Below are 23567 nucleotides of genomic sequence, written 5' to 3' on the forward strand. Positions count from 1 at the left end.
GTGTCGAGAGACCGAACGCGCGGAGGCGCGAAGCGCTGAGCACGATCGGTCTCTCGACACCGGCTGAGGCGCCCCCGGAGGCGAGCGACCCAAAGGAGGCCGACCGGCCCAAGATCACCGCCCGGTCAGCCGGGAACGGCGGACCGGGCGGGAGCGTGCGTGGACCTGTGGCTGTCGGCCGCGTGCTCGAGCTCAACGAGTCGGCGGGCCGGCGTGTCGGCCGTACGGCGCGGGGGACGGGCCGGGGCAGCCACCGGAGCGGGGGTGGTGGGCAGCGCGAACCAGACGACCTTGCCCGAGTCGCCGTCCGGGCGCGCCCCCCAGCTCTCGCTCACCGCGGCCACCATGGCCAGCCCGCGCCCGGTGGTGGCGGAGGCTTCGACATCCCGCACCTCGGGCAGGCGGGGGTCGTGGTCGTGCACGGAGACCATGAGCCGGTCCAGCACCAGCTCTATCTCGACGGTGCACAGTTTGTCGGGCTGGGCGTGCAGGTGGACGTTGGTCAACAGCTCCGTCACACCGAGCGCGGCCCGGTCGATGAGGGAGTCCAGATGCCAGTAGCGCAACTGCGCAGAGACGATTCTGCGGACCTGGCCGATCCGCGACGGCAGGGCTTGCAGCTCTACCGTGCAGTGCCTGCTTGGGTGACTGATCACGGCTGCGACTCCCCGACTTAAGAGGTCCGGAAGAACACGGAGTACGGATCCAGCAGGTGCCTGAGGGCCTGGCCACCTGCCGTCGTGCCCGGCGGGCTGGTTCGCAGCGTTATCGCCGGTAAACCCAGAGTGACGTGAGAACAGCGTGACCCAGGGGGCGCGGGACCGCAACTCGCGATCGGCTCCGCCGACCGCGCGGGTGCGGGCCCGCCGCCGTCCTGTGGGCTCTGTCAGCCGCCGCGCCCCGCCGCTTTGCGTACAGCCTCGATGAAGCGGCGTGCCGCGGGCGGCCCCGGCTCGCCCGGCGCGGGGTCGTGCTCGCCCAGCGTCAGCAGGTACCGCTTGCCGTTGAGGTCCGCGAGCGCCCGGTCCTCCGGGGCGAACCAGGGCTTGGAGGCGCGCACCGCCTGCACCGGCGCGCTGTCGATCTCGGTACCGTAACTGGTGAGCAGCGCAAGTCTGCCGTCGCTGATCCGGACCTGCCCGGCCCGGGTGAGCGAACGCAGCCGTTTGCCGATCCGCACGCCCGTCGCCGTGAACTCCGGCTCCGCCATGCCGCCCGCCCCCTTGTGGCTGTCCGGTGCGCTGGACCGTGCTCCTGCGTGGGTCGTGATCCAGCTCGTGTCGTGATCCAGTGTGCGCCCCCGTTCGGTGGCAGTCTGCCCGCACCCGACGGTGAGCACCAGTACGCACGACACGCTCGGGGCGAGCGCCCGGAGCACTCGCGCGAATGCGCCCCCAGCTTCGCCCACCCCTCGCCCCCAGGGTGTTCTTTGGGGTGCTCAAAGGTGCGTTTATGCAGGTGAGAAGCGTGCGGAAGGTGTTTATGATCGGGGCGTCGACCGCGCGACGCGCCGTCGGCGCACAGCCTAAGGAGCACCCGTCGTGAGCACCTCCCAGCAGACCCGGACCGGCAAAACCCTCGATGTCGACCACAGCGATGCCGCCTACCGCGACTGGCTGAAAGAAGCCGTCCGCAAGGTCCAGGCCGATGCCAACCGCTCGGCCGACACGCATCTGCTCCGCTTCCCGCTGCCCGAGAAGTGGGGGATCGACCTGTACCTGAAGGACGAGTCGACCCACCCGACCGGCAGCCTCAAGCACCGGCTCGCCCGCTCGCTCTTCCTCTACGGACTGTGCAATGGCTGGATCCGGCCGGGCCGACCGGTGATCGAGGCGTCCAGCGGCTCGACGGCCGTCTCCGAGGCGTACTTCGCGAAGCTGATCGGCGTGCCCTTCATCGCCGTCATGCCGCGCACGACGAGCGCGGAGAAGTGCCGCCTCATCGAATTCCACGGCGGGCAGTGCCACTTCGTGGACGACTCGCGCAAAATGTACGAGGAGTCGGCAGGCCTCGCGGTGGAGAGCGGGGGCCATTACATGGACCAGTTCACCTACGCCGAACGGGCCACGGACTGGCGCGGCAACAACAACATCGCCGAATCCATCTTCCGCCAACTGGAGTTGGAGCGGTTCCCGGAGCCCGCTTGGATCGTGGCGACGGCGGGTACCGGCGGCACCTCGGCGACCCTCGCGCGCTACGTGCACTACACCCTGCGCGACACCCGCATCTGTGTGGCGGATCCGGAGAACTCCTGTTTCTTCGAGGGCTGGACCACCGGCGATCCGGACGTCACCAGTGACTGCGGCTCACGCATCGAGGGGATCGGCCGGCCCCGGATGGAGCCGAGCTTCGTGCCGGGCGCCATCGACCGGATGATGAAGGTCCCCGACGCGGCGAGCGTCGCCGCCGTACGGGCGCTGGAGCGGGCCATCGGCCGCAAGGCGGGCGGCTCGACGGGCACCGGCCTGTGGAGCGCGCTGAAGATCGTCGCCGAGATGGTGGCCGAGGGGCGGCAGGGCAGCGTGGTGACGCTGCTGTGCGATCCGGGGGACCGCTACCTGGACAAGTACTACTCGGATGCGTGGCTCTCCGAGCAGGGGCTGGACATCGAGCCGTACTCGGCGGCGATCGATGCGTTGCTGGAGACCGGCGTCTGGCCCTGCTGAGTGCTCCTCGGGGAGCGCCGTCCATTGTCTGCGGCTTCGTCGTGGTTGGTCGCGCCGTTCCCCGCGCCCCTTTGGGGCGCTCCCGAACCGCAGGTAGCCCAGAACTGCTCAGCCCTCGCGCGCGAGCCGGCGGTCCAGTGACCTCACCGCGTCCCGGAACGCCCGCCCCAGCCCGGCCCGTGCCGCATTCACCGCGAACCGGAACGGTGCCGTTCCGTCCGCGGCGAAGGTCCACTGCACGCGTGTGCCCGTCCCGGTCGGTACCAGTCGCCACTCCTCGGCGAGGGCGCGGGCGCCCGGTGCGTTGGTGACGTCGACCCGGTAGGCGTACACCTTCGCCTCCTTCGCCGCGATGACCGTCTCCCGGAAGCGCCCGCCTCCCTTGAGCCGGATGTCGCGCCCGGCGCCGTCGTCGAGGGACCGCGCGTGCGTCACGGCCGCGAACCATTCCGCCCATCCCGGCACGTCGTCGTTGAGGGCGTGGAAGACCGCCTCGGGTGTCGCTGAGACCTCCTGCGCGAAGACCAGACGCACGGGTGCGGTGTCGACGAAGTCGAGCCCGACGGGACGCAGACGGTGGGCCATGAACGCGAACCCCCTTGACGGAGAAGGGCGGTTGACCGGGGCGTCGTCACGATAGCTGGCGACCCGTCAGATGTCAGCAGCGCCCGGACGGGTCAGCTCTCCGGCTCGCCCACCACGACCAGCCGGCGCAGATGCTCGGAGATCTCCTCGCGCGCGTCGCCCGCCAGGCCCGCGTCCGTCACCAGCGTGTCGACCTGCTCCAGTGCCGCGAACGAACTCAGGCCCACCACACCCCACTTGGTGTGGTCGGCGACCACCACGACCCGCCGCGCCGACTGCACCAGGCGCCGGTTGGTCTCGGCCTCCGCGAGGTTCGGCGTCGACAGGCCGGCCTCTACCGATATGCCGTGCACACCGAGGAACAGCACGTCGAAGTGGAGCGCCGCGATCGCCTGGTCGGCCACCGGCCCCACCAACGAGTCGGAAGGCGTGCGCACCCCGCCGGTCAGCACCACCGTGGCCGCGCCCTGCCGGGGGCCGGAGGTGCGCTGCGCCGCATGGAAGACGTCGGCCACCCGCACCGAGTTCGTCACGACGGTCAGATCCGGGACGTCCAGCAGATGATGGGCCAGCGCATACGTCGTCGTACCGCCCGACAGTGCGATCGCGGTACCCGGCGCCACCAGCTGGGCCGCCGACCGCGCGATGTCCTCCTTGGCCGTCAGCTCCAGGCCCGACTTGGCCTCGAAGCCCGGCTCGTGCGTGCTCGCCTCCACGACCGGCACCGCGCCGCCGTGCACCTTCTCCAGCACGCCCTGGCGGGACAGTGCGTCCAGATCGCGGCGCACCGTCATGTCCGACACGCCGAGCTTGCGGGTCAGCTCGTTCACACGGACCCCGCCCCGGCGCCGGACCTCGTCCAGGATCAGGGCGCGGCGCTGCTCCGCGAGGAGGTTCTGATTCTCGCTCACGTACGCTCCGGTCCTTTCGCCTCAAGCCGTCCGACACGCCCTGCGTACCTGCTCCGACAAGGACATTCTCTCCCTGCCCCGGTGCGCGGACGTCCCATCCTTGCACGGGTGGGCCCCCATGACGCCACCTACCCGACGCGCGCATGTCACCAATGCCCCTTCTGTTCCCCTCAGATCACCCGGATCGGGGAGATTCCGTGTTCAGGGGTGTACGCCCCCGCGTGAGCGGAGATCCTTGTGCCCGCGCGGACACAAGAAGACGGCGCGTCACGGGGGAAGTGCGAAAGTGGAACGTGCACAGGAACGTGTCCCGACCAGCGGTCCCGTCCCGGGACCCGAGGGATCCGCAATCGCCCTGGAACTCCTGGTCCACGGCGTGGGCGGCACCACACCCCAGGAGATGCTCAATGATCCGCGCACGGTGCGGATCACCGGCGACGACACGGCGGCCGTCTTCCGGCGCGCCGAGGACGTCGACGCGGAGAGCAGACCGGAGGACTACCGCGGCAGACCGGTGCCGGAGGCCTACGTCTGGTGCAATCTCACCTCCGGCAACAGCGCGCGGGCCCTGTGGCTGCTGCTCCTGCCGTTCATGGTCGTCAACCTCGCCCACTGGATGCGGCCCACCGCGCGCGGCCACCGGCGGACGGTCCGCCTGTACGGGCTGCTGGTACGGCTGGCGGGCCTGACGCTGACGGTGCTGCTGGTCGCGGCAGCCTGCGAGGTCGCCCTGGACCTGGCGGTCTGGCAGTGCGCGGGCACGCGCGCGTGCGCCGAGCGGCACTCCTGGCTGGGCTTCCTGTCGCCCGAGGTGTCGCAGAACGGCTGGTGGAGCAGGCCAGGCCGGCGGCTCGCCGTCGCGGCCCTGGTGCCCGCCGCGCTCACCGCCCTGCTGTGGTACCTCTCCCACCGCACCTGGAGCGCGTACGAGTCCCAGCAGCCCATCGACCGCCGGCCCGAACCCGACGAGGACACCGGCCGCACCGCCCTGGGCCGGCCCGGATTCTGGTACGGCCGCCGGCTGGTCGCCCGGCTGCGCGCCGCGCACACCGCGGCAGGCCTGCTGACGGTTTCTGCGGCGGTCGTGTCCTCCGCGGCACGCTTCGACCGCAGGCCCGGCGGCCCCGTGGCGCTCGACACCGCCGGTTGGCTCCTGGAGATCGCGCTCGTCGCCACCGTCGCCGTCGTGGTGTGGGTCGTCTGCCGCCGGGGACGCACCGAGAACCGCGTCGACCATGAACTCGACGAGCACCTCGTACGACGCCTGCCGCTGACCGCGCTCCTCCTGCTGCTGCTCTGTGCGGTCTATGCAGGCTGGGAGCGCCCGGGCTGGCAGTCGGCCGGCCCGCTGCCCGGCGGCGGCACCACCTTCGGCGCCCTCGCCCTGGTCCAGGGCTTACTGGTGATCACCCTCGCGGTGGTCGCCCACCTGCTGTACCGCAGCCACCCCGATGCCCGCACCGTGCTCCGCGGCCAGGGCGGACCCGCCGTCGCGATGCTGGCCTGCGCCCTGGGCGGAGTGATGTCCGGTGGCGTCTCCCAGCGGGTGTCCGACTGGCTGGACGGCACCGGCACCTCCATCGACGGCCCGCCGGTCCTTCTGACCTGGCAGGCGTCCGTGATCCCCGTACTGCTCCTCGTCCTGCTCGTCTTCTGCGCCGGGCTCGGCCGGCGGGCCTGGCTGCTGCGCCGCACCGAACTGGGCGCCGTCGAACTCGACTACCCCGGCGAACCCAAGGACACGGCGCGCACCCGACGCATCGCCACCACCCGCGCGCTGGCCGCGCTCACCGACCGCGGCCCCCTCGTCGTCGCCGTCACCTCCGCCGCGACCCTGCTGCTGGGCGCCGGAGCCCTCCTCGGTGCGAAGATCACCGAAAAGGCGCCCGGCGAGGCCGCACAGCACGCCTTCGCCTTCGTGCACGGCGCCGCACAGACCGCTCAGGCGCTGGGCTCCTGGCTGATCGGCCTGGGCTTCGTACTCTTCGTCACCTGGGGCCGGCGCGCCTACAAGGACGCCTCCGCACGCCGCACCATCGGTATCCTGTGGGACGTCGGCACCTTCTGGCCGCGCGCCGCCCACCCCTTCGCCCCGCCCTGCTACGCGGAGCGCGCGGTGCCCGACCTGACCTGGCGGATGGCCACCTGGACGCGCGCCACCGGAGGCCGCCTCGTCCTCTCAGGCCACTCCCAGGGCAGCGTGCTCGCGGCCGCCGCGGCCTGGCAGCTGAAGCCGTCCGTCCGCGGACGGGTCGCCCTGCTGACCTACGGCTCCCCGCTCGAGCGCCTCTACGGCCGCTGGTTCCCGGCCCACTTCGGGCCCGCCGCCCTCAGTTCCCTGCACCACGACGTCGACTGCTGGCGCAACCTGTACCGGCTCACCGACCCCATCGGCGGCCCGGTCCGGCTGTCCGGCGACTGCGGCCCCGAGGTGGACCGCGCCCCCCTGAAGGACCCCCTCGCCTACGGTCGCACCGCACAGCACCCGCTGCCCGCCCCGATCCTGGGTCATGGTGACTACCAGGCCGACCCGGCCTTCGCCGAGGAGCGGGAGCGGCTGCTGGCCCGCCTGCGCTCGGAGCTACCCGGTCCGCGCCCCGAGCCGGTGCCTCAGGGGGACTCGGGCAGATCCTCGGCGTAGAGCAGGGTCAGGTCGTCCGTGCTCGGCTCGTCGACCTGGGCGACTCGGCCCGCATGCCGTTCCACCATCGCCTCGAAGGTCTGGCGTGCGGTCCGGCCGTTGCCGAACGCCGGGCCCTTCGGGAGTGCCGTGAAGTACTTCAGCAGCGCCTGAGCGGTGCCCGGCGCCAGCCGGTACTCGTGCTCGTCGGCCTGCTGCTCGACGATCCGCAGCAGTTCGTCGGGCTCGTAGTCGCTGAAGGTGATGGTCCGTGAGAAACGGGACGCCACACCGGGGTTGACCGAAAGAAACCGCTCCATCTCGGCCGTGTAGCCCGCGACGATCACCACGACCGCGTCCCGGTGGTCCTCCATCAGCTTCACCAGCGTGTCGATGGCCTCCTTGCCGAAGTCCCGGCCCGAGTCCTCCGGCGACAGCGCATACGCCTCGTCGATGAACAGCACACCGCCGCGCGCCCTGTCGAAGGCCTCCTGGGTGCGGATCGCCGTCGAGCCGATGTGCTCGCCGACCAGATCGACCCGCGACACCTCGACGAGATGGCCCTTCTCCAGCACGCCGAGCGAGGCGAGGATCTCGCCGTAGAGCCGGGCCACGGTCGTCTTGCCGGTGCCGGGGGAGCCGGTGAAGACCAGATGCCGCTTGACGGAGGCCGCCTTGAGGCCGGCCTGCTGTCGGCGCCGGCCCACCTCGATCATGTCGGTCAGCGCCCGCACCTCGCGCTTGACGCTCTCCAGGCCCACCAGCGCGTCGAGTTCACCCAGCACGGTCTTTGACGTCCGCGCCGGCTGCTCGGGCTGCGCGGCGGCCAGCAGGGGCTCCTGCTCGGTGGTGCGCTGCCCGGGGATCGCGCCCAGCAGGCCGGGCGACTGAGCGGCCTGCTGTACGGCGGTCTCACGAGCCGCGGGCGGCCTGAGGCCCGCGCTCTCGTCGCTGGTGCAGTCCTCGACGCTCGGGCCCGAACCGGGGGCCGTTTCGCCGCCGTCCGCGAACTCGTACCCACCGCGCGCGCACCGCTCCGTGCGGCACTTGCGCAGCGTCGTACGGCTGCCGTCGATCACATGGAAGCCGTAACCGCCGCTGCCGGTCACCCGGCAGCCCACGAAGCTGCCGCGGCCGCCCGCCGACACGTAGAAGCCCGCCTCGGCGGGGGAGTCGATGGTGCAGCGCTCGATGGTCGGGTCCGCGCCCTTGGTGACGATCACGCCGGTCTGGGTGGCGTCGATGGTGCAGTTGCTCAGGGTGCCGCCGCTGCCGTGGTCGCGGAACCAGGCGCCCGTCGCGGCATCACGGATGCGGCAGTCGTCGAGCTGCGCGGTCGCGCCGTCGCTCACCGACACGGCCGTGTTGCGGACCTGGGACAGGTCGCTGTCGACGACGTCCGCGCGCGAGCCGCGGTCCAGGACGAACAGGGCGTCCGGCACGTCGTGCACCCGGCAGGACTCCAGTACCGCGGTGGCGCCGTCGCTGACCCACACGGCCGGGTAGTCGCCGGTGCTGTCGAAGATCTCGCACTGGTTGGCGTCCACGCGCGTGCCCGGGTCCCACACCGACAGGCCGTTGCGCCCGAACTGACGCACCGTCGTCCGGGTCAGGGTGAGCACCGAGCGCGAGCGCAGATCGACCGCGTTCTCCGGGATGTCGTGGATGCGACAGTCGGCCAGGGTGAGCACCGCGTCCGTGTCGAGCGTGACACCGTCCGCGGTGGTGCGGTGCACATCGCAGTCCGTGAGGTGCGCGGTGGCCCGGCCGGTGACCTGGACCCCGCTTCCCCGCACCTCGTACACTTCGCAACCCACCGCTTCCAGCGCGGAGTTCTCCCCGGTCGCCGACAGCCCCGCGCCCGAGGCGTGATGGATCCGGCACCGCTCCAGGCGAGGGTGCGCACCGCCGCGGACGGCGACCCCCGACTGACCGGCGGCCACGACCTCGCACTCCTCGAACACCCCGCCCCCGCCGTCGAGTACGGCGATACCGATGCCGGCCGGGTTGTCCACGGTGCACCGCCGCACGGTCGGACGCGCGCCCGCCCGCACCTCGATGCCGGCCGCGGAGCGGGTGATGATCCGCACGTCCAGCAGTTCCGGTGTGCCCTCCTCGACCAACAGGGCGGGCACCGAAGCGTCCTGTCCCTCCACGTGCAGGTCCTGGACCACCGCAGAGGCACGCACGGTCAGCGGCACCCCGTCCACCGGTGCAATGCGCACCGAACCGGGCGAGCCCTCGGGCCCACGCAGGGTCACCGACCGCTGGACGACGAGGTTTTCCCGGTAGGTGCCGGGTGCAACGGTGAGGACGTCACCGTCCGCGGCGGCCTCCAGGGCGGCGGCGAGCGATGCGTACTCACCCGTGCGGCGTCGCCACCGCGATGTGCCGGTGTGCGTCACCTGGACCGTGCCCTGTGCCATGGCGTTGCTGTGCCCCCACCTCGTGGTACGCAGGTTGATGCCGATTGCGTTCGGCCGGTCCACCGTAGCGTGCGCGCGGGCGGTGGGTTGACCAGAGCCGTAAGGCCGTCAGCTGCCCGTGCCGGTCCTGCCCCAGTCCGGGCCCGCCCGGTCCCAGGCCTGGTCCCAACGGGCGTACCGGCGACGGACCATGCGCCAGACGATCAGCCGCCGGCCGCCCTCGATGGCACCTGCGGTGAGCATGGCGGCACCGAACCCGGCGAGCACCGCGTGGGTCGTCGCTGTCGTGGAGTCCAGCGGGCGGGCCACCATCTGGCCTTGCCGGTCCGTCCATATCTTGAAGTGGTCGCCGTGGTGCGGGGACTTGAGCTCCGCCAGGGCCGCGCCGTGGTGGCGGGACCCGTCCGGTGCGGTCCAGTCGGCGAGGACGCGGCTGCGCAGGTCCCGCGCCGAGGAGGTCTCGGGGTCGGTGTCCAGCGGGGAGCGGTTCAGTTTGCGCACCACGGTGGCGGTCACCAGGTGGCGGGCCGTGCGCTGGTCGCGGACGGACTGCTGCAGGGCGTCCTGGGCGATGCCGCCGACCAGGGAACCGATCAGGGGCGCGACGGCCAGGATCAGCAGCAGCGCCACCAGCGCCACCCACGCCTCGATCAGATCGCTCGTGCGCCGCAGCGGATTGTGCCGCCAGCGCCAGAGTCCGCCGATTGCTCGCACTGTCCTGCACCCCCTTCCCGCTCCGTGATAACCCCCGGTGGAGCCGTTCACCCGCGGGCCCGGTCAAAGAGAGATCGAAATCACCTGTCCCCGGGGCCTCTCATGAACTTCTCACGAAAACTCAACGCGCAGGCCTCCGCCCCCGGTTCCCACGCACCGGTCCTTGTCCGGATCCTTCTCCGCGGGCCGCCGCGCAGCGGTCCTGGAGCGGTCTGCCTGGGAGTCGGCTATGCGAGGACCGTCACCGGATCGCCGACCCGGATCGTGCCGGGGGAGAGGGGCACCAGGTTCTGGCCGAACGCCAGCCTGCCGTCGACCCGGCGGTGGCGTGCCAGCGTGGCCAGTGGTTCCTTGCCCCGCACGGCGCTGCCCTGGTCGGTGGTGGTCACCACGCAGCGCCCGCAGATCTTGGCGACGCGGAAGGTGACCTCGCCGACCGCGATGCGGGACCAGTCGTCCTCGGCCCAGGCGGCGGTGCCGGCCACCACCACGTTCGGCCGGAAGCGGTTCATCGGCAGCGGCCCCTCGGCGGGATGGGCCCCTTGGGTGATCAGGGAGTTGAGAGCATCGAGGGAGGCGACCGTGGTCAGCAGCAGCGGGTAGCCGTCGGCGAAGCTCACGGTCTCGCCCGGCCGTGCGAACTCCGGGTCGACCGGCCGGCGTGTGGCCGGGTCATCCATGTGCACGAGGCGCGCACCGGTGCCGAGATACTCGCTGCACCAGGCGTGCGCGGCCGCTTCCCCGGCGAGGACGCCCTCGACCTTGTCGCCGAAGATCTCCACCGGAACCGTGCCGACCGGACGGGGCACCGGCACGGTCAGCGGGTCCATGCCCGGCGCGGACAGACGAACGCCGCCACCGGGCAGGAGCTCGGCGGCGGCCAGCGCAAGACGCGGCTGCTGACGTTGTGTGACGACCTTTCCCCCGTCGTCGATCAGCGCCCAGCGACGGTCTCCGGCCAGCCCCCAGGGCTCCACGACGGCTTCCCGGGGCGCAAGGCCCCGGAACGCCTTCACCGGATGGACGTGAATCGACTGCAGCAGCGCGTTCCCCATCAGACCATCCTGCCAGGCGGCAGTGACAACCCGGGAGGACGGATCAGTAGCCGCGGTACTGCTGCTGGTTGTTGTACGGGTCCTGATACGGCGCCGGGGCGGGCCGGGCGGCCGCGGGGCGCATCGCCTCGTAGCCCGTGCCGGCCGCCATCGGCCGTTGTGGCTGCGGCGGCTGCGGGCCGGGATATCCGCGCGCCGTGGCCTGCTGAGGGATGTAGGCCGCGGGCGCCTGCTGCAGCGGAGCCGGCTGCTGCGCCTGCGGATAGCCGTAGGAGGGCTGAGAGGGGCCCGCCGGAAGGGCGGGCAGGGCCGACGGCAGGGCCGGCAGATAGTTGCCCGGCGCGTCGTACGCGGCGGGGACCCGGATCGGAGCGATCTGCGGGGTGCCCCGCTCGGCGACGAGTCGGTCGTAGATCGGGGTGTCCGGGAAGGCGGAGTAGTAACCGCCGCCGAAGGTGGAGCGGGGGGAGGTCATGGCTCATAAGTTAAGCCCTCGATGTGCTAGTTGGGGAGACCGATAAGAGGGTTGTTTTGAGTGTTCGCAGTGACGCGGGATCCCCAATGCGAGCGAACTTGGCAAAAAAGGGCGTCGAACGAGGTACAGGTCCTGTAAAGGCCAAGCTCCAGGCGGGTTACCGGCGGGTCGGTCACCGCTCTTCCTGCGCTTCTCGTGGGAGTTCGCCGTCCCGGGGAATAGGTTGTGCGGGGAGAACCGGAAGAGCCGCCGGAGCCATGGGCTGGCGCAGTGACACGTGATGGGGGCGGACATGTCAATGTCGAAAGGATCGAATACGCCGGTGCCGACGACGGCACTGCGGGTGGAATTGGGCTGGCGTTCCGGCCCCGGCGTCCCGGACGCGGACGCCTCCGCCCTTCTGCTCGTGGGCGGCAAGGTCCGCTCCGACGGCGACTTCGTCTTCTACAACCAGCCCGCGCACGCCTCCGGGGCGGTCCGGCACGAAGGCAAGCGGGACGGCGGCGGCCGCATCGTCGACACCCTCCTGGTCGACCTCGCGTGCGTGGAGCCCGCCGTCGAGACGATCGTCCTCGCAGCCTCCGCCGACGGCGGCACGTTCGGACAGGTCCCCGACCTCTACATCGAGGTCCGTGATACCGCCCAGGGCGGTGTGGTGGCCCGCTTCGACAGTACGGGCGCAAACGTGGAAACCGCTTTCGTACTCGGTGAGTTCTATCGCCGCCAGGGCGCTTGGAAGTTCCGCGCGGTGGGCCAGGGCTACAGCAGCGGCCTCGAGGGCCTGGCGACGGACTTCGGGATCACCGTGGACGAACCGCAGGACACCACCCCCGCGCCCCCGGTCGCGCCGCAGCTGACCCCGCCGCCGCCCGTCGCGCCCCAGCCCACCGCACGGCCCGGCCACATGCCCCCGCCGGTCGCAGCTCCGGCCGCCGTGCAGCCACCCCCGCCACCCGCGCCCCCGGCGCAGCCGGTCCGTCTGAGCAAGGTGACGCTCACCAAGGCGGCCCCCGCGGTCTCGCTGGCCAAACAGGGCGGCACCTCGGGTGCGATGCGTGTGAACCTCAACTGGCAGGTGCGCAAGCAGTTCTCGGGATGGGGCAGCAAGCGCGGCCGTGCCGTCGCCATGCATGCGGACCTCGACCTCGACCTGTGCGCCCTGTACGAACTCACCGACGGCAGCAAGGGCGTCGTCCAGGCCCTCGGCAACGCCTTCGGGTCCCTGCAGCGGCCGCCGTACATCCACCTCGACGGCGACGACCGCACCGGTGCCCTCGCGAGCGGCGAGAACCTCACGGTCAACCTGGACCACAAACAGTCCTTCAGCCGGATTCTGGTCTTCGTGACCATCTACGAGGGCGCGCGTTCCTTCGCCGACCTGCACGCCACGGTCACCCTTCAGCCGCAGCACGGCGCCGCGATCGACTTCTCGCTCGACGAGTGCACGGTCCCCTCGACGGTGTGCGCCCTCGCGCTGATCACCAACACGGGCAGCGACCTCGTCGTCCAGCGCGAGGCGCGCTATCTGGTGCCGGAGCGCGGGGTGAGCCCCCAGCGGACCGTCGACCACGCCTACGGGTGGGGCATGAACTGGACTCCCGGCAGGAAATGAGCGCCCTAGAGAGGGTGCTCGTCCGCGACGGCGTCCGGGCGCGCGTAGGTGCGGCCCTTCCAGGCCGCGCCGCGTCCCCTGTAGTGCTGCACCGCGGAGTCGACCGTCATGAGGAGATAGAGGAACGCGGTGAACGGCAGCAGCGGAGCCGGCCAGAGCGGCTGGCGGTAATAGCGGAGCATCGGGAGGTACGTCCCCGTCATCACCAGCCACGCGGCGCCGCCGACGAGTCCGGCTGCTCCATTCCCGGAAGCCATACCTGCGACCAGGGCCGCGGGCGGCACCAGATAGACCAGAACCAGCCCGGCGACCGTCCCGAGCAGCAGCAGTGGGTTGTGCCGCAACTGCGCGTACGCACTACGTGACACCATCCGCCAGAGGTCGTGCAGCCGCGGATAGGGCCGAACGCTGTCCACCCGCTCGGCCAGTCCCAGCCAGATGCGTCCGCCGCTGCCCTTGACCGCACGCGCGAGCGCCACGTCGTCGATGACGGCGTGCCGGATCGCGTCCGGGATCCGCGCCCGCTCGGCCGCCTCGGTGCGCAGCAGTACGCAGCCGCCCGCGGCGGCCGCCGTCCGCGTCCCCTTTCTACCGATCCGGCGAAACGGGTACAGCTGCGCGAAGAAATAGACGAAGGCCGGCACCACGAGCCGCTCCCACAGGCTCTCCACCCGCAGCCGGGCCATCTGCGACACGACGTCGAAGCCGCCGCCGCGCGCGGCGGCGACCAGCTCGCGCAGGCTGTCCGGCGCGTGCGCGATGTCCGCGTCCGTCAGCAGCAGATATTCGGGCCCACGCGCGCGTGCCAGGTCGATGCCGTGCCGCACGGCCCACAATTTGCCCGTCCAGCCTGCGGGTGGTTCACCGGGGGAGACGACGGTCAGGGGCAGTCCGCCACGGGTCTCCGCCAGTTCGCGGGCCAGCTCCCCGGTGCCGTCCGAGCTGCCGTCGTCGACCAGGAAGATCTCCGCCGGGCCCGGATACTCCTGGGCGAGCAGCGACGGCAGGCTCGCGGGCAACACGGCGGCCTCGTCACGCGCGGGGACGACGATGCACACCGACGGCCATTCGTCGGGCTCCCGACGGGACGGCAGCCTGACGTCCGTGCGCCAGAAGAAGCCCTGACACAGCAGCAGCCACAGCCAGGCGGCCAGTGATACGGCGGCGATCCACACGATGGCGCTCACCCGCGCAGTCTGCCCCACCCGACCTGCCCGTAAGGGTCCATCGTCTATCGTGGCCGGGTGAAGATCGCGCTCATGGACTCCGGAATCGGTCTGCTGGCGGCCACCGCCGCGGTACGGCGTCTGCGGCCCGACGCAGATCTCGTACTGTCCCTGGACCCCGACGGCATGCCCTGGGGACCCAGGACCCCCGAGGACCTGACCGCGCGCGCCCTGGCCGTGGCCGAGGCGGCCGCCGCGCACCGGCCCGACGCACTGATCGTCGGCTGCAACACGGCGTCCGTGCACGCCCTGTCCGCCCTGCGCGCCCGCCTCGAACCCGAGCTGCCGGTCATCGGCACCGTCCCGGCGATCAAGCCGGCCGCGGCGGGCGGCGGCCCCCTGGCGATCTGGGCGACGCCCGCCACCACCGGCAGCCCCTACCAGCGCAACCTCATCGCGGAGTTCGCCGACGGTGTGACGGTCACCGAGGTGCCCTGCCACGGGCTCGCCGAGGCCGTGGAACACGCCGACGAGGCGGCCATCGACGCCGCCGTCGGCGCGGCCGCCGCACTGACCCCCGGCGATGTAACGACCGTCGTTCTGGGCTGCACCCATTACGAACTCGTCGCCGAGCGCATCCGCGCCGCCGTCCAGCAGCCCGGCTTCCCGCCGCTCGTCCTGCACGGCTCCGCGGGCGCCGTCGCGGCCCAGGCGCTGCGCCGCCTCGGCGAGCAGCCGGCCCCCGAAGCGCCGACCACCGGAACGCTGACGGTGCTGCTGAGCGGACGCGAGGGCGCCCTCCTCGCGCCCGCCCTGGCCTACGAGGAAGGCCGGCTCCTGCAGGCGGTCAGCCCCGCACGGTGACCGAAAGCCGCGAACGGACGCCCGCGGTCCGCGATCGGCCACGTCGGCATGGTCACACTCGGCGACTCGGTGCCCGCGCAGCGAAACCTGAGTAACCTCGTAGCCATGAGGGACCATCCCCACGGCGAGAAGGCCAAGCACCCCGACGTCTGGACCGGACACGCCACCAAGCGGGTCCAGTGGCTGCCGGCGCTGGCCGGTGCGGCCGTCATGGCGCTAGGCATCGAGCTGGCCGTCGACTCCGCCTGGACGTCGGGCATCGCCCCGCTCGTCATGGCCGTCGTCGGCTGCATCGCCGCCGGACTGCTGGTCCTCTTCGGCACGCTCGCGTTCCTGCACGTCGATCTGAAGCTCGACTCGGAGTGCCTTGAGGTGCGCTGCGGCCACATCGGGGTGCCGCGCCGCCGCATTCCGCTCTCCCATGTCGCCGGCGCCGAATTCGAGGAGCACGTCAACCCGCGCCACTGGGGCGGCTGGGGCTACCGCTGGCGTCCCGAAAAGGGCACCGCGGTCGTCGTGCGGCGCGGCGAGGGCGTCGTGCTGCGCCTGTGGGACGGGCACACGTTCACGGTCACCGTGGACAACGCCGAGGCCGCGGTGCGGGTCATCAAGGACCGGCTGCGTCCGGGAACGACCGGCGCCCTGCACTGAGCAGCCCCGTCACGGTGTGAGCCGGTCACGGCGCGGTCGTACGGCCACCTCCCGCTGAGGCGGCTCGTCGGCGAGCGGCCGGGCCGTGGCCAGGCCTGCAAGAAGGCCCGCGCCGACCGACACGGCGGTGAAGCTGAGCGCGTTGCCCACCGCGGCTATCGCCGCGAGTCCCGTCAGGGCCGCCCCCGCAGTGAGCACCACCGGCGTGGGCCGCGGAGAGCACCACAGCCCATGCAGCACCCAGCAGAAGGACGCTCCCAGCAGGACCACTCCGACGACGCCCTGCTCCGAGGCCTGCTGCAGCAGCGCCGAGTGCGGCTTGCCGTCCGAGAACAGGGTCCGGGTCGCCGTCGTACTCAGTTCACCGAAACGCTCCGGGCCCACGCCCAGTGCTGCGTTGCGGTGCGCCATGTGCAGGGCGTCCTGCCACAGCTGGACCCGGTGCTGGGTGAGCGGGCCGTCCAAGGACGTGGTCAGTCCCTCGGGCAGCGAATTTCCCGCGACGGCCCAGGTAAGACCGGTGACCAGGGCCGCGGCCAGGGCGAGTCCGGCGATGCCCGCCCCACGGCTGTGCATGCGGCCGGCAGCCAACGAGCACAGCAACACGGCGGAACAGACGACGAAACCGCTGATCGACCCCAGGAAGGCCGCGGTCACGGTGATGCCGACCGCCAGCGCGCCCATGGCGAACCGCCCGGCCGGCGAGTCGGCGGCCCAGGCCGCGCAGCACGCAGCGCCCACGCACAGGGTCAGCAGCGCGGCCGTGGCACCGGCGTGTCCGAGCGGTTCCACGATCTGCGGCCCCGGGGCGAGGTGCGGCACGGCCACCGCCAGGCCCAGCCCGGCCAGCGCCTCGGCACACGGCGCGGCCACCGGCAGCAACGCCCCGCAGATCCGCCCCGCGGCATATCCGGCCGCCACGGCCAGCACCGCGAGCAGCACACCCTCCGGACGGCCGTCATGCACGGTCGCCGTGACCAGGGACCAGGTGGCGCACGCCCCGAGCACCACCACACCCACCGCGTCGGAAACGTTTCGTCTCTCGCCGACCGCCCCCGGACCGGCTGCAGACGTCATCCTTGTGGAACCCACCCCGCCCCCCGAACCGGACCGAAGCCCCCCGACCTCGAACGACCCAGGCCGCCGAGGCCGTGACCGGCCGCGCGACTGTGGCTGGCCACACCGTAACCGCTGATGGACGTTTTGTGGATGACTTGGACCGAGTTGCGCAGGAACGATACGGCTCCCGTGCAGACCGCGCCCCGTGCCGCCCCGTGGACCGTGCTGTCGGTGTCAAGGTCACGCGCCGTACACTCCCGGAGTGACCGTCACCGCAACCTCCGTGGACGAGTCGGACCAGTTGCAGCCGCAGGGCGCGCCCGCATCGCGCGCGGCGCGCCTCGTACGCTTCGTTCCGGCCCTCGCCGCGGCGCTCTCCGGAGTGCTGCTCTACGTCAGTTTCCCGCCCCGCACCCTGTGGTGGCTGGCCGTTCCGGCCTTCGCCGTCTTCGGCTGGGTGCTGCGCGGCCGCACCTGGAAGGCGGGCCTCGGCCTCGGCTACCTCTTCGGCCTCGGCTTCCTGCTGCCGCTGCTGGTGTGGACCGGCGTGGAGGTCGGCCCCGTGCCCTGGCTGGCACTGGTGGCGATCGAAGCGGTCTTCGTCGCGCTGGTCGGCGCGGGTGTCGCCGTGGTGTCGAAGCTGCCCGCGTGGCCGGTGTGGGCGGCAGCGGTATGGATAGCCGGCGAGGCGGCACGCGCGCGCGTACCGTTCAACGGCTTCCCCTGGGGCAAGATCGCATTCGGTCAGGCCGACGGCGTCTTCCTGCCGCTGGCAGCGCTCGGCGGCACCCCGGTCCTCGGCTTCGCGGTCGTCCTGTGCGGCTTCGGCCTCTACGAGGTCGTGCGCCTGGCCCTGGATGTGCGGCGCACCCGGGCCGTCCAGCGGTCGGCCGCGGCCGTCGCCCTGCTGAGCGTGGCCGTCCCGGTGGTCACCGCGGTCGCCGCCCGCTCGCTGGTCAGCGACAAGGCCGAGGACGGCTATGCGACCGTCGCCCTCATCCAGGGCAATGTGCCGCGCTCCGGACTGGAGTTCAACGCCCAGCGGCGCGCCGTGCTCGACAACCACGCGCGCGAGACGATGCGCCTGGCCGCCGAGGTCAAGGCCGGCAAGACGCCCAAGCCCGACTTCGTGCTCTGGCCGGAGAACTCCTCGGACGTCGACCCCTTCGCCAACGCCGACGCGTACGCCGTCATCGACAGCGCGGCCAAGGCGATCGGTGTGCCCATCTCGGTCGGAGGCGTCGTCGCGCGGGACGGCAAGCTGTGGAACGAGCAGATCCTGTGGGACCCCGAGAAGGGCCCCACCGACACCTATGACAAGCGGCAGATCCAGCCGTTCGGCGAGTACCTGCCGCTGCGCTCCCTCATCGGCGCGATCAACAGCAACTGGACCTCGATGGTCCGCCAGGACTTCAGCCGCGGCACCAAGCCGGGCGTGTTCAGCATGGACCACGCCAAGGTCGGCCTGGTCACCTGCTACGAGGCCGCCTTCGACTGGGCCGTGCGCTCCGAGGTCACCGACGGGGCGCAGCTGATCTCCGTGCCGAGCAACAACGCGACCTTCGACCGCAGCGAGATGACCTACCAGCAGCTCGCCATGTCCCGCGTCCGCGCCGTCGAACACAGCCGGACCGTCACCGTGCCGGTCACCAGCGGCGTCAGCGCGGTCATCATGCCGGACGGGAAGATCACCCAGAAGACCGGCATGTTCGTCCACGCCCACCTGGTGCAGAAGGTGCCGCTGCGCTCCTCTCAGACGCCCGCCACGCGGGTGGGCATCCTGCCGGAGATCGCCCTCGTGCTGGTCGCGGCGGGCGGACTCGGCTGGGCGATCGGCGCCGGTCTGCGCGGGCGGCGCGCCCGGAACGTGTAGCCGTACGCCCGGCACACGCCCCATGAAGTGCGCCGGGACCGGGACACCGGCCCCGTAGGGTCGGTGTCATGCCAACTCCTGACTTCATCCGTGAGATCCGGGCCTCCGCAGGCCACCAGCTGCTCTGGCTTCCCGGCGTGAGCGCCGTCGTCTTCGACGACCAGGGCAGAGTCCTGCTCGGGCAGCGGGCGGACAACCACCGGTGGGCGCTGATCTCCGGCATCCCGGACCCTGGTGAGCAACCCGCCGCCGCCCTCGTGCGCGAGGTGCAGGAGGAGACCGGCGTCCGGGTCGCCGTCGAGCGGCTGATCACGGTCCGGTCCGGACGGCAGGTCACCTACCCCAACGGCGACATCTGCCAGTTCATGGACCTGTGCTTCCGCTGCCGCGCCATCGACGGCGAGGCCCGGGTGAACGACGACGAGTCCCTGGCGGTCGGCTGGTTCGCGCTGGACGAGCTGCCTGAGATGACCGACTACCACCACTTCCGGATCAAGCAGGCCCTCTCCGACGAACCCACATGGTTCGAGCCCATGAGTTCCGAGTGAAGTATGGGTGGTAAGCACATGTGGGAAGGCGGGGATGCTGCTTAGGGTCGAGACATGACCCCGCCCAGCGCCCTCCCGGCTCCCCACGCCTCGTCCCTCGACCTCGGCGGCCGCACCGCCCTCGTCACCGGCGCCGCCGGTGGCATCGGCGGCGCCTGTGCGCTGCGCCTCGCGGCCGCCGGGGCCAAGGTGAGAGCGGTCGACCGGGACGTCGAGGGACTGGAGGCGCTGGCCGAGCAGGCCCGGGGACTCGCGGGCACGGTCGAACCGCACGTCCTCGACCTCACCGACCTGGACGCCGCCGAACTGGCCTCCGCAGGCACCGACGTGCTGATCAACAACGCGGGGCTGCAGCTGGTGCGCCCCATCGAGGAGTTTCCGCCCGAGGTCTTCCATACGGTGCTCACCGTGATGCTGGAGGCACCCTTCCGCCTCATCCGCGGAGCGCTGCCCCACATGTACGGCCAGGGATGGGGCCGCATCGTCAACGTGTCCTCCGTCCACGGACTGCGCGCCTCGGCCTACAAGTCGGCCTATGTTGCCGCCAAACACGGTCTGGAGGGCCTGTCCAAGACCGCCGCCCTCGAAGGCGCATCCCACGGCGTCACCTCGAACTGTGTGAACCCTGCCTATGTGCGCACCCCCCTCGTCGAGAAGCAGCTCGCCGACCAGGCGCAGGCGCACGGCATCCCCCCCGAGCGCGTACTGGCGGAGGTGCTGCTGCAGGACAGCGCCGTCAAACGGCTCATCGAACCGGAGGAGGTCGCCGAGGCCGTGGCCTATCTGTGCAGCCCGCAGGCCTCCTTCGTGACCGGCACCTCGCTCGTCCTCGACGGCGGCTGGACCGCGCACTGACCGGGCAGGTACCAGTGCATCGGCAAGTTATCCACAGGGCTGACCGGGCGGCCTCGCAATGAGTAATCCTGTGGGCATGTCCCGCGATCACGTGCAGTCTGCCGAGCGCACCGCCGCCGAAGCCGCAGCTGCGGCCCTCACCGGCGCCGAGGCGCCGTTCCTTGAGCTGCTGGCCAGGGGTGCGTCCGCCGACGCCTACGAGCAGCCGGTGCTGCTGGCTCGCGCCGAGGGACGGCCTGCCGAGGCGATCACCGCGCTTGAGCAGGCCAAGCTGCTCGCGCTGCGCGTGCGCGCGGAACTGGAGGGGCGCCGCCGTCGCGAGGCCGAACTGTCCGCGCTCTTCGAGACCGCCCACGACCTCGCGGGCCTGCGGGACCTGGACGCCGTACTGCAGGCGATCGTGCAGCGCGCCCGCTCCCTGCTCGGCACCGACGTCGCCTACCTCAGCCTGAACGACCCGGAGCGCGGCGACACCTACATGCGGGTGACCGAGGGCTCGGTCGCCGCCCGCTTCCAGCAGCTGCGCCTCGGCATGGGGGAGGGACTCGGCGGCCTCGTGGCCCAGACGGCCCGCCCGTACGTCACCGACGACTACTTCAACGACGACCGCTTCCAGCACACGCACGCCATCGATTCCGGTGTGCGCGACGAGGGACTGGTCGCCATCCTCGGCGTGCCGCTGATGCTGGGCCACCACGTCATCGGTGTCCTGTTCGCGGCCGACCGGCGCGCCCGGGTCTTCGAAAGGGAACAGATCGCGCTGCTCGGCTCGTTCGCCGCACTGGCCGCGGCCGCCATCGACACCGCCAACCTCCTCACCGAGACCCGCTCGGCCCTGGCCGGCCTGGAGCGCGCCAACGAGATCATCCGCGACCGCAGCGCCGTCATCGAGCGCGCCTCCGACGTCCACGACCGGCTTGCTGAGCTGGTGCTGCGCGGCGGCGGTGTCCACGACGTGGCCGCTGCCGTCTCCCAAGTCCTCGACGGAACGGTCGAGTTCACCGAGGCGGGCGACGCGTCGGCAACACCCCTGGAGGCATCCCGGGCCGAAGGGCACGCCGTACGGCACGAGGACGACTGGATCGCCGCCGTGGCCGCCGGAGGCGAACTTCTCGGCGCGCTCGTGCTGCGCGGCCACCCCGGTCTCGACCCCGTCGACCAACTCACCCTGGAACGGGCTGCGATGGTCACCTCGCTGCTGCTGCTCGCCAGACGCTCGGCCGCCGAGGCCGAACAGCGCGTCCGCGGCGAGCTGTTGGACGACCTCCTCGACGCCCGCGATCGCGACCCGCGCCTGCTGCGCGAGCGCGCGTCCCGGCTGCACGCCGACCTCGACGCCACTCACGTGGTGCTCGCCGCCCGACTCGACGGCACCGCCCCCGACGTCGACCAGGAGGCGGCCGCCCGCCGCCGCCTGTGGTCGGCCGCCTCCCACCTCGCCGCGACCCGGCACGGACTGGCCGCCGCCCGCGACGGCGGCACCGTCCTGCTGCTGCCGCTGGTCCCCGGCGACACCGCCACCGACATGGCCCGCCGCACCGCCCGCCAACTGGGCACGGCAGTCCACGAGGCGGTCACCGTCGGGGCCTCCGCCCCCGTACGGGACCTCGCCGCCCATCCCGACACCGCGGCCGCCGCCTACGCCGAGGGCCGACGCTGCCTGGACGCCCTGCGCCTGCTCGGCCGCTCAGGCGAGGGGGCCGCGGCCGAGGATTTCGGCTTCCTCGGTCTGCTCCTCGCCGGGGACCGGGACATCGCCGGCTTCGTCGACCGCACCATCGGGCAGGTCGTCGCCTACGACGAACGACGCGGCACCGACCTAGTGCACACCCTCGACGCCTACTTCACCTGTGGCACGAGCCCGGCCCGCACCAAGGACGAACTGCACGTCCACGTCAACACGGTGGCGCAGCGCCTGGAGCGCGTCGCCCGCCTCCTGGGCGACGACTGGCAGGAGCCCGACCGCGCCCTGGAGATCCAACTCGCCCTGCGGCTGCACCGGTTGTCGTCAGGCGCACAGCAATGACCCCGTACGCGAGGCGTACGGGGGCAGGCTGACGGTGGGTCATACGGTGCGGGCGTCCGCCGCCGGGGCGGTCGCAGGCTGCGCGCCCGCGGACGGTGCGACGTCGGACAGGTCCCGCTGACGGGTCTCCTTGGCGACCGCCACCGCGAGGACCGTCAGAACGGCCGCGGCGATGACGTACAGGGCGATCGGGGTGGAGCTGCCGTAGTCCTCCAGCAGTGCGGTGGCGATCAGGGGTGCCGGGGCGCCCGCGGCGACCGAGGCGAACTGGGCGCCGATCGAGGCGCCCGAGTAACGCATCCGGGTCGCGAACATCTCGGAGAAGAAGGCGGCTTGGGGCGCGTACATCGCGCCGTGCAGCACCAGACCCACGGTGACCGCGAGGATCAGATTGCCGAAGCCGCCGGTGTCGATGAGGGAGAAGAACGGGAACATCCACAGCCCGACACCGACCGCACCCAGCAGATACACCGGACGCCGTCCGACCCGGTCCGACAGCGCGCCCCAGGCCGGGATGACCGCGAAGTGCACGGCCGATGCGATCAGTACGGCGTTGAGGGCGGTCTGCTTGGAGACGCCGGCCGAGGTGGTTGCGTAGACGAGGATGAAGGCGGTGATGACGTAGTAGCTGATGTTCTCCGCCATGCGCGCGCCCATCGCGACCAGCACGTCCCGCCAGTGGTGGCGCAGCACGGACACCAGCGGCAGCTTCTCCGCCTCCGCACTGCGGTCGGCCTTGCGGGCCTCGGCCTGAGCCAACGCCTGCTGGAACACCGGTGATTCATCGACAGACAGACGAATCCACAAACCGACGATCACCAGCACACCGGAGAGCAGGAACGGGATCCGCCAGCCCCAGGACCCGAAGGCGTCGTCCGACAGCACGGCCGTCAGCAGGGACAGCACGCCGGTGGCGAGCAACTGCCCCGCGGGCGCGCCGGTCTGCGGCCAGGAGGCCCAGAAACCGCGCCGCCGGGCATCCCCGTGCTCGGACACCAGCAACACGGCCCCGCCCCACTCGCCGCCCAGCGCAAAGCCCTGAATCAGACGCAGAGTTGTCAGCAGCACGGGTGCCGCGGCTCCGACGCTTGCGTGCGTCGGCAGCAACCCGATCGCGAACGTCGCCCCGCCCATGAGCAGGAGACTCAGGACCAGCAGCTTCTTGCGTCCGATCCGGTCGCCGTAGTGTCCGAAGACGAGAGCGCCCAGCGGGCGGGCGGCGAATCCGACGGCGTACGTCAGGAAGGAGAGGAGCGTGCCGACCAGGGGGTCGGAGTCCGGGAAGAACAGCTTGTTGAAGACGAGCGCGGCGGCGGAACCGTAGAGGAAGAAGTCGTACCACTCGATGGTGGTGCCGATGAGGCTGGCTGTGACGATGCGTTTGAGGCTGGCGGGGGGTGGGGGAGCGGTGGGTGCGGAGGCCATGGACGCCACTTCCTCGTGTGCGGTGGGGACGGGTGG

At 71.7% G+C, this 23567-nt stretch carries 20 protein-coding genes; 9 read left to right on the forward strand and 11 right to left on the reverse strand.

Annotated elements, in window-relative coordinates; genetic code table 11:
• Positions 1 to 125: 125 nt before the first annotated feature.
• Both AB0N07_RS39400 and AB0N07_RS39405 read right to left on the reverse strand, forming a co-directional pair.
• Entirely contained in the window at positions 126 to 656 is a 531-nt protein-coding gene (locus AB0N07_RS39400; RefSeq protein WP_365843727.1) for an ATP-binding protein, read from the reverse strand.
• Between the two features lie 230 nt (positions 657 to 886).
• Positions 887 to 1210 (reverse strand): hypothetical protein, encoded by a 324-nt coding sequence (locus tag AB0N07_RS39405; RefSeq protein WP_365843729.1) that lies wholly within the window; start codon positions 1208 to 1210, stop codon positions 887 to 889.
• A 331-nt stretch (positions 1211 to 1541) separates the two neighbouring features.
• Here AB0N07_RS39405 and AB0N07_RS39410 point away from each other — a divergent pair, with 331 nt between their 5' ends.
• Positions 1542 to 2666 carry a PLP-dependent cysteine synthase family protein gene (locus tag AB0N07_RS39410; protein WP_365843731.1) on the forward strand — a complete coding sequence of 375 codons (1125 nt, stop codon included), beginning with the start codon at positions 1542 to 1544 and terminating at the stop codon, positions 2664 to 2666.
• Positions 2667 to 2774: 108 nt separating this feature from the next.
• Here the strand turns inward: AB0N07_RS39410 and AB0N07_RS39415 are convergent, their stop codons facing one another.
• Both AB0N07_RS39415 and AB0N07_RS39420 read right to left on the reverse strand, forming a co-directional pair.
• The gene (locus AB0N07_RS39415) at positions 2775 to 3251 is read right to left on the reverse strand and encodes an SRPBCC family protein (RefSeq protein ID WP_365843733.1); all 477 of its coding nucleotides are present in this window, start codon (positions 3249 to 3251) and stop codon (positions 2775 to 2777) included.
• A gap of 92 nt (positions 3252 to 3343) precedes the next feature.
• Positions 3344 to 4162, reverse strand: a complete 819-nt coding sequence (locus AB0N07_RS39420) for a DeoR/GlpR family DNA-binding transcription regulator (RefSeq protein WP_351463382.1) — start codon at positions 4160 to 4162, stop codon at positions 3344 to 3346.
• Between the two features lie 349 nt (positions 4163 to 4511).
• On the opposite strand from AB0N07_RS39420, the gene AB0N07_RS39425 reads away from it, so the two are divergent.
• Entirely contained in the window at positions 4512 to 6803 is a 2292-nt protein-coding gene (locus tag AB0N07_RS39425; protein ID WP_365843768.1) for a hypothetical protein, read from the forward strand.
• Here AB0N07_RS39425 and AB0N07_RS39430 read toward each other — a convergent pair.
• The 4 genes from AB0N07_RS39430 to AB0N07_RS39445 all read right to left on the reverse strand — a co-directional run bounded on the left by AB0N07_RS39430 (position 6773) and on the right by AB0N07_RS39445 (position 11452).
• A complete protein-coding gene (locus AB0N07_RS39430) occupies positions 6773 to 9208 on the reverse strand; it encodes a right-handed parallel beta-helix repeat-containing protein (protein ID WP_365843735.1) in 2436 nt (811 codons plus the stop codon). The genes AB0N07_RS39425 and AB0N07_RS39430 overlap by 31 nt on opposite strands.
• A gap of 108 nt (positions 9209 to 9316) precedes the next feature.
• Positions 9317 to 9922 carry a hypothetical protein gene (locus AB0N07_RS39435; RefSeq protein WP_365843737.1) on the reverse strand — a complete coding sequence of 202 codons (606 nt, stop codon included), beginning with the start codon at positions 9920 to 9922 and terminating at the stop codon, positions 9317 to 9319.
• Positions 9923 to 10149: 227 nt separating this feature from the next.
• A complete protein-coding gene (locus tag AB0N07_RS39440; RefSeq protein ID WP_365843739.1) occupies positions 10150 to 10977 on the reverse strand; it encodes an MOSC N-terminal beta barrel domain-containing protein in 828 nt (275 codons plus the stop codon).
• Positions 10978 to 11020: 43 nt separating this feature from the next.
• On the reverse strand, positions 11021 to 11452 hold the full coding sequence (locus AB0N07_RS39445; RefSeq protein WP_365843741.1) for a DUF6643 family protein: 432 nt from the start codon (positions 11450 to 11452) through the stop codon (positions 11021 to 11023).
• A gap of 298 nt (positions 11453 to 11750) precedes the next feature.
• Here AB0N07_RS39445 and AB0N07_RS39450 point away from each other — a divergent pair, with 298 nt between their 5' ends.
• Positions 11751 to 13064, forward strand: a complete 1314-nt coding sequence (locus AB0N07_RS39450) for a TerD family protein (protein ID WP_365843770.1) — start codon at positions 11751 to 11753, stop codon at positions 13062 to 13064.
• Between the two features lie 5 nt (positions 13065 to 13069).
• Here the strand turns inward: AB0N07_RS39450 and AB0N07_RS39455 are convergent, their stop codons facing one another.
• Positions 13070 to 14251 (reverse strand): glycosyltransferase, encoded by a 1182-nt coding sequence (locus AB0N07_RS39455; RefSeq protein ID WP_365843743.1) that lies wholly within the window; start codon positions 14249 to 14251, stop codon positions 13070 to 13072.
• Positions 14252 to 14308: 57 nt separating this feature from the next.
• Between AB0N07_RS39455 and AB0N07_RS39460 the strand changes: the two genes are divergently transcribed.
• Together AB0N07_RS39460 and AB0N07_RS39465 are read left to right on the forward strand one after the other, a co-directional pair.
• The gene (locus AB0N07_RS39460) at positions 14309 to 15094 is read left to right on the forward strand and encodes an aspartate/glutamate racemase family protein (protein ID WP_365843745.1); all 786 of its coding nucleotides are present in this window, start codon (positions 14309 to 14311) and stop codon (positions 15092 to 15094) included.
• A 105-nt stretch (positions 15095 to 15199) separates the two neighbouring features.
• On the forward strand, positions 15200 to 15745 hold the full coding sequence (locus AB0N07_RS39465) for a hypothetical protein (protein WP_365843747.1): 546 nt from the start codon (positions 15200 to 15202) through the stop codon (positions 15743 to 15745).
• Positions 15746 to 15754: 9 nt separating this feature from the next.
• Here the strand turns inward: AB0N07_RS39465 and AB0N07_RS39470 are convergent, their stop codons facing one another.
• The gene (locus AB0N07_RS39470) at positions 15755 to 16822 is read right to left on the reverse strand and encodes an O-antigen ligase family protein (RefSeq protein WP_365843749.1); all 1068 of its coding nucleotides are present in this window, start codon (positions 16820 to 16822) and stop codon (positions 15755 to 15757) included.
• Positions 16823 to 17066: 244 nt separating this feature from the next.
• Between AB0N07_RS39470 and lnt the strand changes: the two genes are divergently transcribed.
• The 4 genes from lnt to AB0N07_RS39490 all read left to right on the forward strand — a co-directional run bounded on the left by lnt (position 17067) and on the right by AB0N07_RS39490 (position 22106).
• The gene (lnt, locus tag AB0N07_RS39475) at positions 17067 to 18677 is read left to right on the forward strand and encodes an apolipoprotein N-acyltransferase (RefSeq protein WP_365843751.1); all 1611 of its coding nucleotides are present in this window, start codon (positions 17067 to 17069) and stop codon (positions 18675 to 18677) included.
• Between the two features lie 68 nt (positions 18678 to 18745).
• Positions 18746 to 19225 carry an NUDIX domain-containing protein gene (locus AB0N07_RS39480; RefSeq protein WP_365843753.1) on the forward strand — a complete coding sequence of 160 codons (480 nt, stop codon included), beginning with the start codon at positions 18746 to 18748 and terminating at the stop codon, positions 19223 to 19225.
• A gap of 54 nt (positions 19226 to 19279) precedes the next feature.
• Positions 19280 to 20080, forward strand: coding sequence for a 3-hydroxybutyrate dehydrogenase (locus AB0N07_RS39485; protein ID WP_365843755.1), 801 nt, complete (start codon positions 19280 to 19282; stop codon positions 20078 to 20080).
• Between the two features lie 76 nt (positions 20081 to 20156).
• Positions 20157 to 22106, forward strand: a complete 1950-nt coding sequence (locus tag AB0N07_RS39490) for a GAF domain-containing protein (protein WP_365843757.1) — start codon at positions 20157 to 20159, stop codon at positions 22104 to 22106.
• 39 nt (positions 22107 to 22145) lie between these two features.
• On the opposite strand, the gene AB0N07_RS39495 is transcribed toward AB0N07_RS39490, so the two are convergent.
• Positions 22146 to 23531 (reverse strand): MFS transporter, encoded by a 1386-nt coding sequence (locus tag AB0N07_RS39495; protein ID WP_365843759.1) that lies wholly within the window; start codon positions 23529 to 23531, stop codon positions 22146 to 22148.
• Between the last annotated feature and the right edge of the window lie 36 nt (positions 23532 to 23567).

It is taken from the genome of Streptomyces sp. NPDC051172 (assembly GCF_040682555.1).
GTDB lineage: Bacteria > Actinomycetota > Actinomycetes > Streptomycetales > Streptomycetaceae > Streptomyces.

Coding starts and splice junctions, on each gene's coding strand:
- AB0N07_RS39405 (WP_365843729.1), bottom strand. CDS start 1,210: ATGGCGGAGCCGGAGTTCACGGCGACGGGCGTGCGGATCGGCAAACGG.
- AB0N07_RS39415 (WP_365843733.1), bottom strand. CDS start 3,251: ATGGCCCACCGTCTGCGTCCCGTCGGGCTCGACTTCGTCGACACCGCA.
- AB0N07_RS39430 (WP_365843735.1), bottom strand. CDS start 9,208: ATGGCACAGGGCACGGTCCAGGTGACGCACACCGGCACATCGCGGTGG.
- AB0N07_RS39440 (WP_365843739.1), bottom strand. CDS start 10,977: ATGGGGAACGCGCTGCTGCAGTCGATTCACGTCCATCCGGTGAAGGCG.
- AB0N07_RS39445 (WP_365843741.1), bottom strand. CDS start 11,452: ATGACCTCCCCCCGCTCCACCTTCGGCGGCGGTTACTACTCCGCCTTC.
- AB0N07_RS39450 (WP_365843770.1), top strand. CDS start 11,751: ATGTCGAAAGGATCGAATACGCCGGTGCCGACGACGGCACTGCGGGTG.
- AB0N07_RS39465 (WP_365843747.1), top strand. CDS start 15,200: ATGAGGGACCATCCCCACGGCGAGAAGGCCAAGCACCCCGACGTCTGG.
- AB0N07_RS39470 (WP_365843749.1), bottom strand. CDS start 16,822: ATGACGTCTGCAGCCGGTCCGGGGGCGGTCGGCGAGAGACGAAACGTT.
- AB0N07_RS39480 (WP_365843753.1), top strand. CDS start 18,746: ATGCCAACTCCTGACTTCATCCGTGAGATCCGGGCCTCCGCAGGCCAC.
- AB0N07_RS39485 (WP_365843755.1), top strand. CDS start 19,280: ATGACCCCGCCCAGCGCCCTCCCGGCTCCCCACGCCTCGTCCCTCGAC.
- AB0N07_RS39490 (WP_365843757.1), top strand. CDS start 20,157: ATGTCCCGCGATCACGTGCAGTCTGCCGAGCGCACCGCCGCCGAAGCC.
- AB0N07_RS39495 (WP_365843759.1), bottom strand. CDS start 23,531: ATGGCCTCCGCACCCACCGCTCCCCCACCCCCCGCCAGCCTCAAACGC.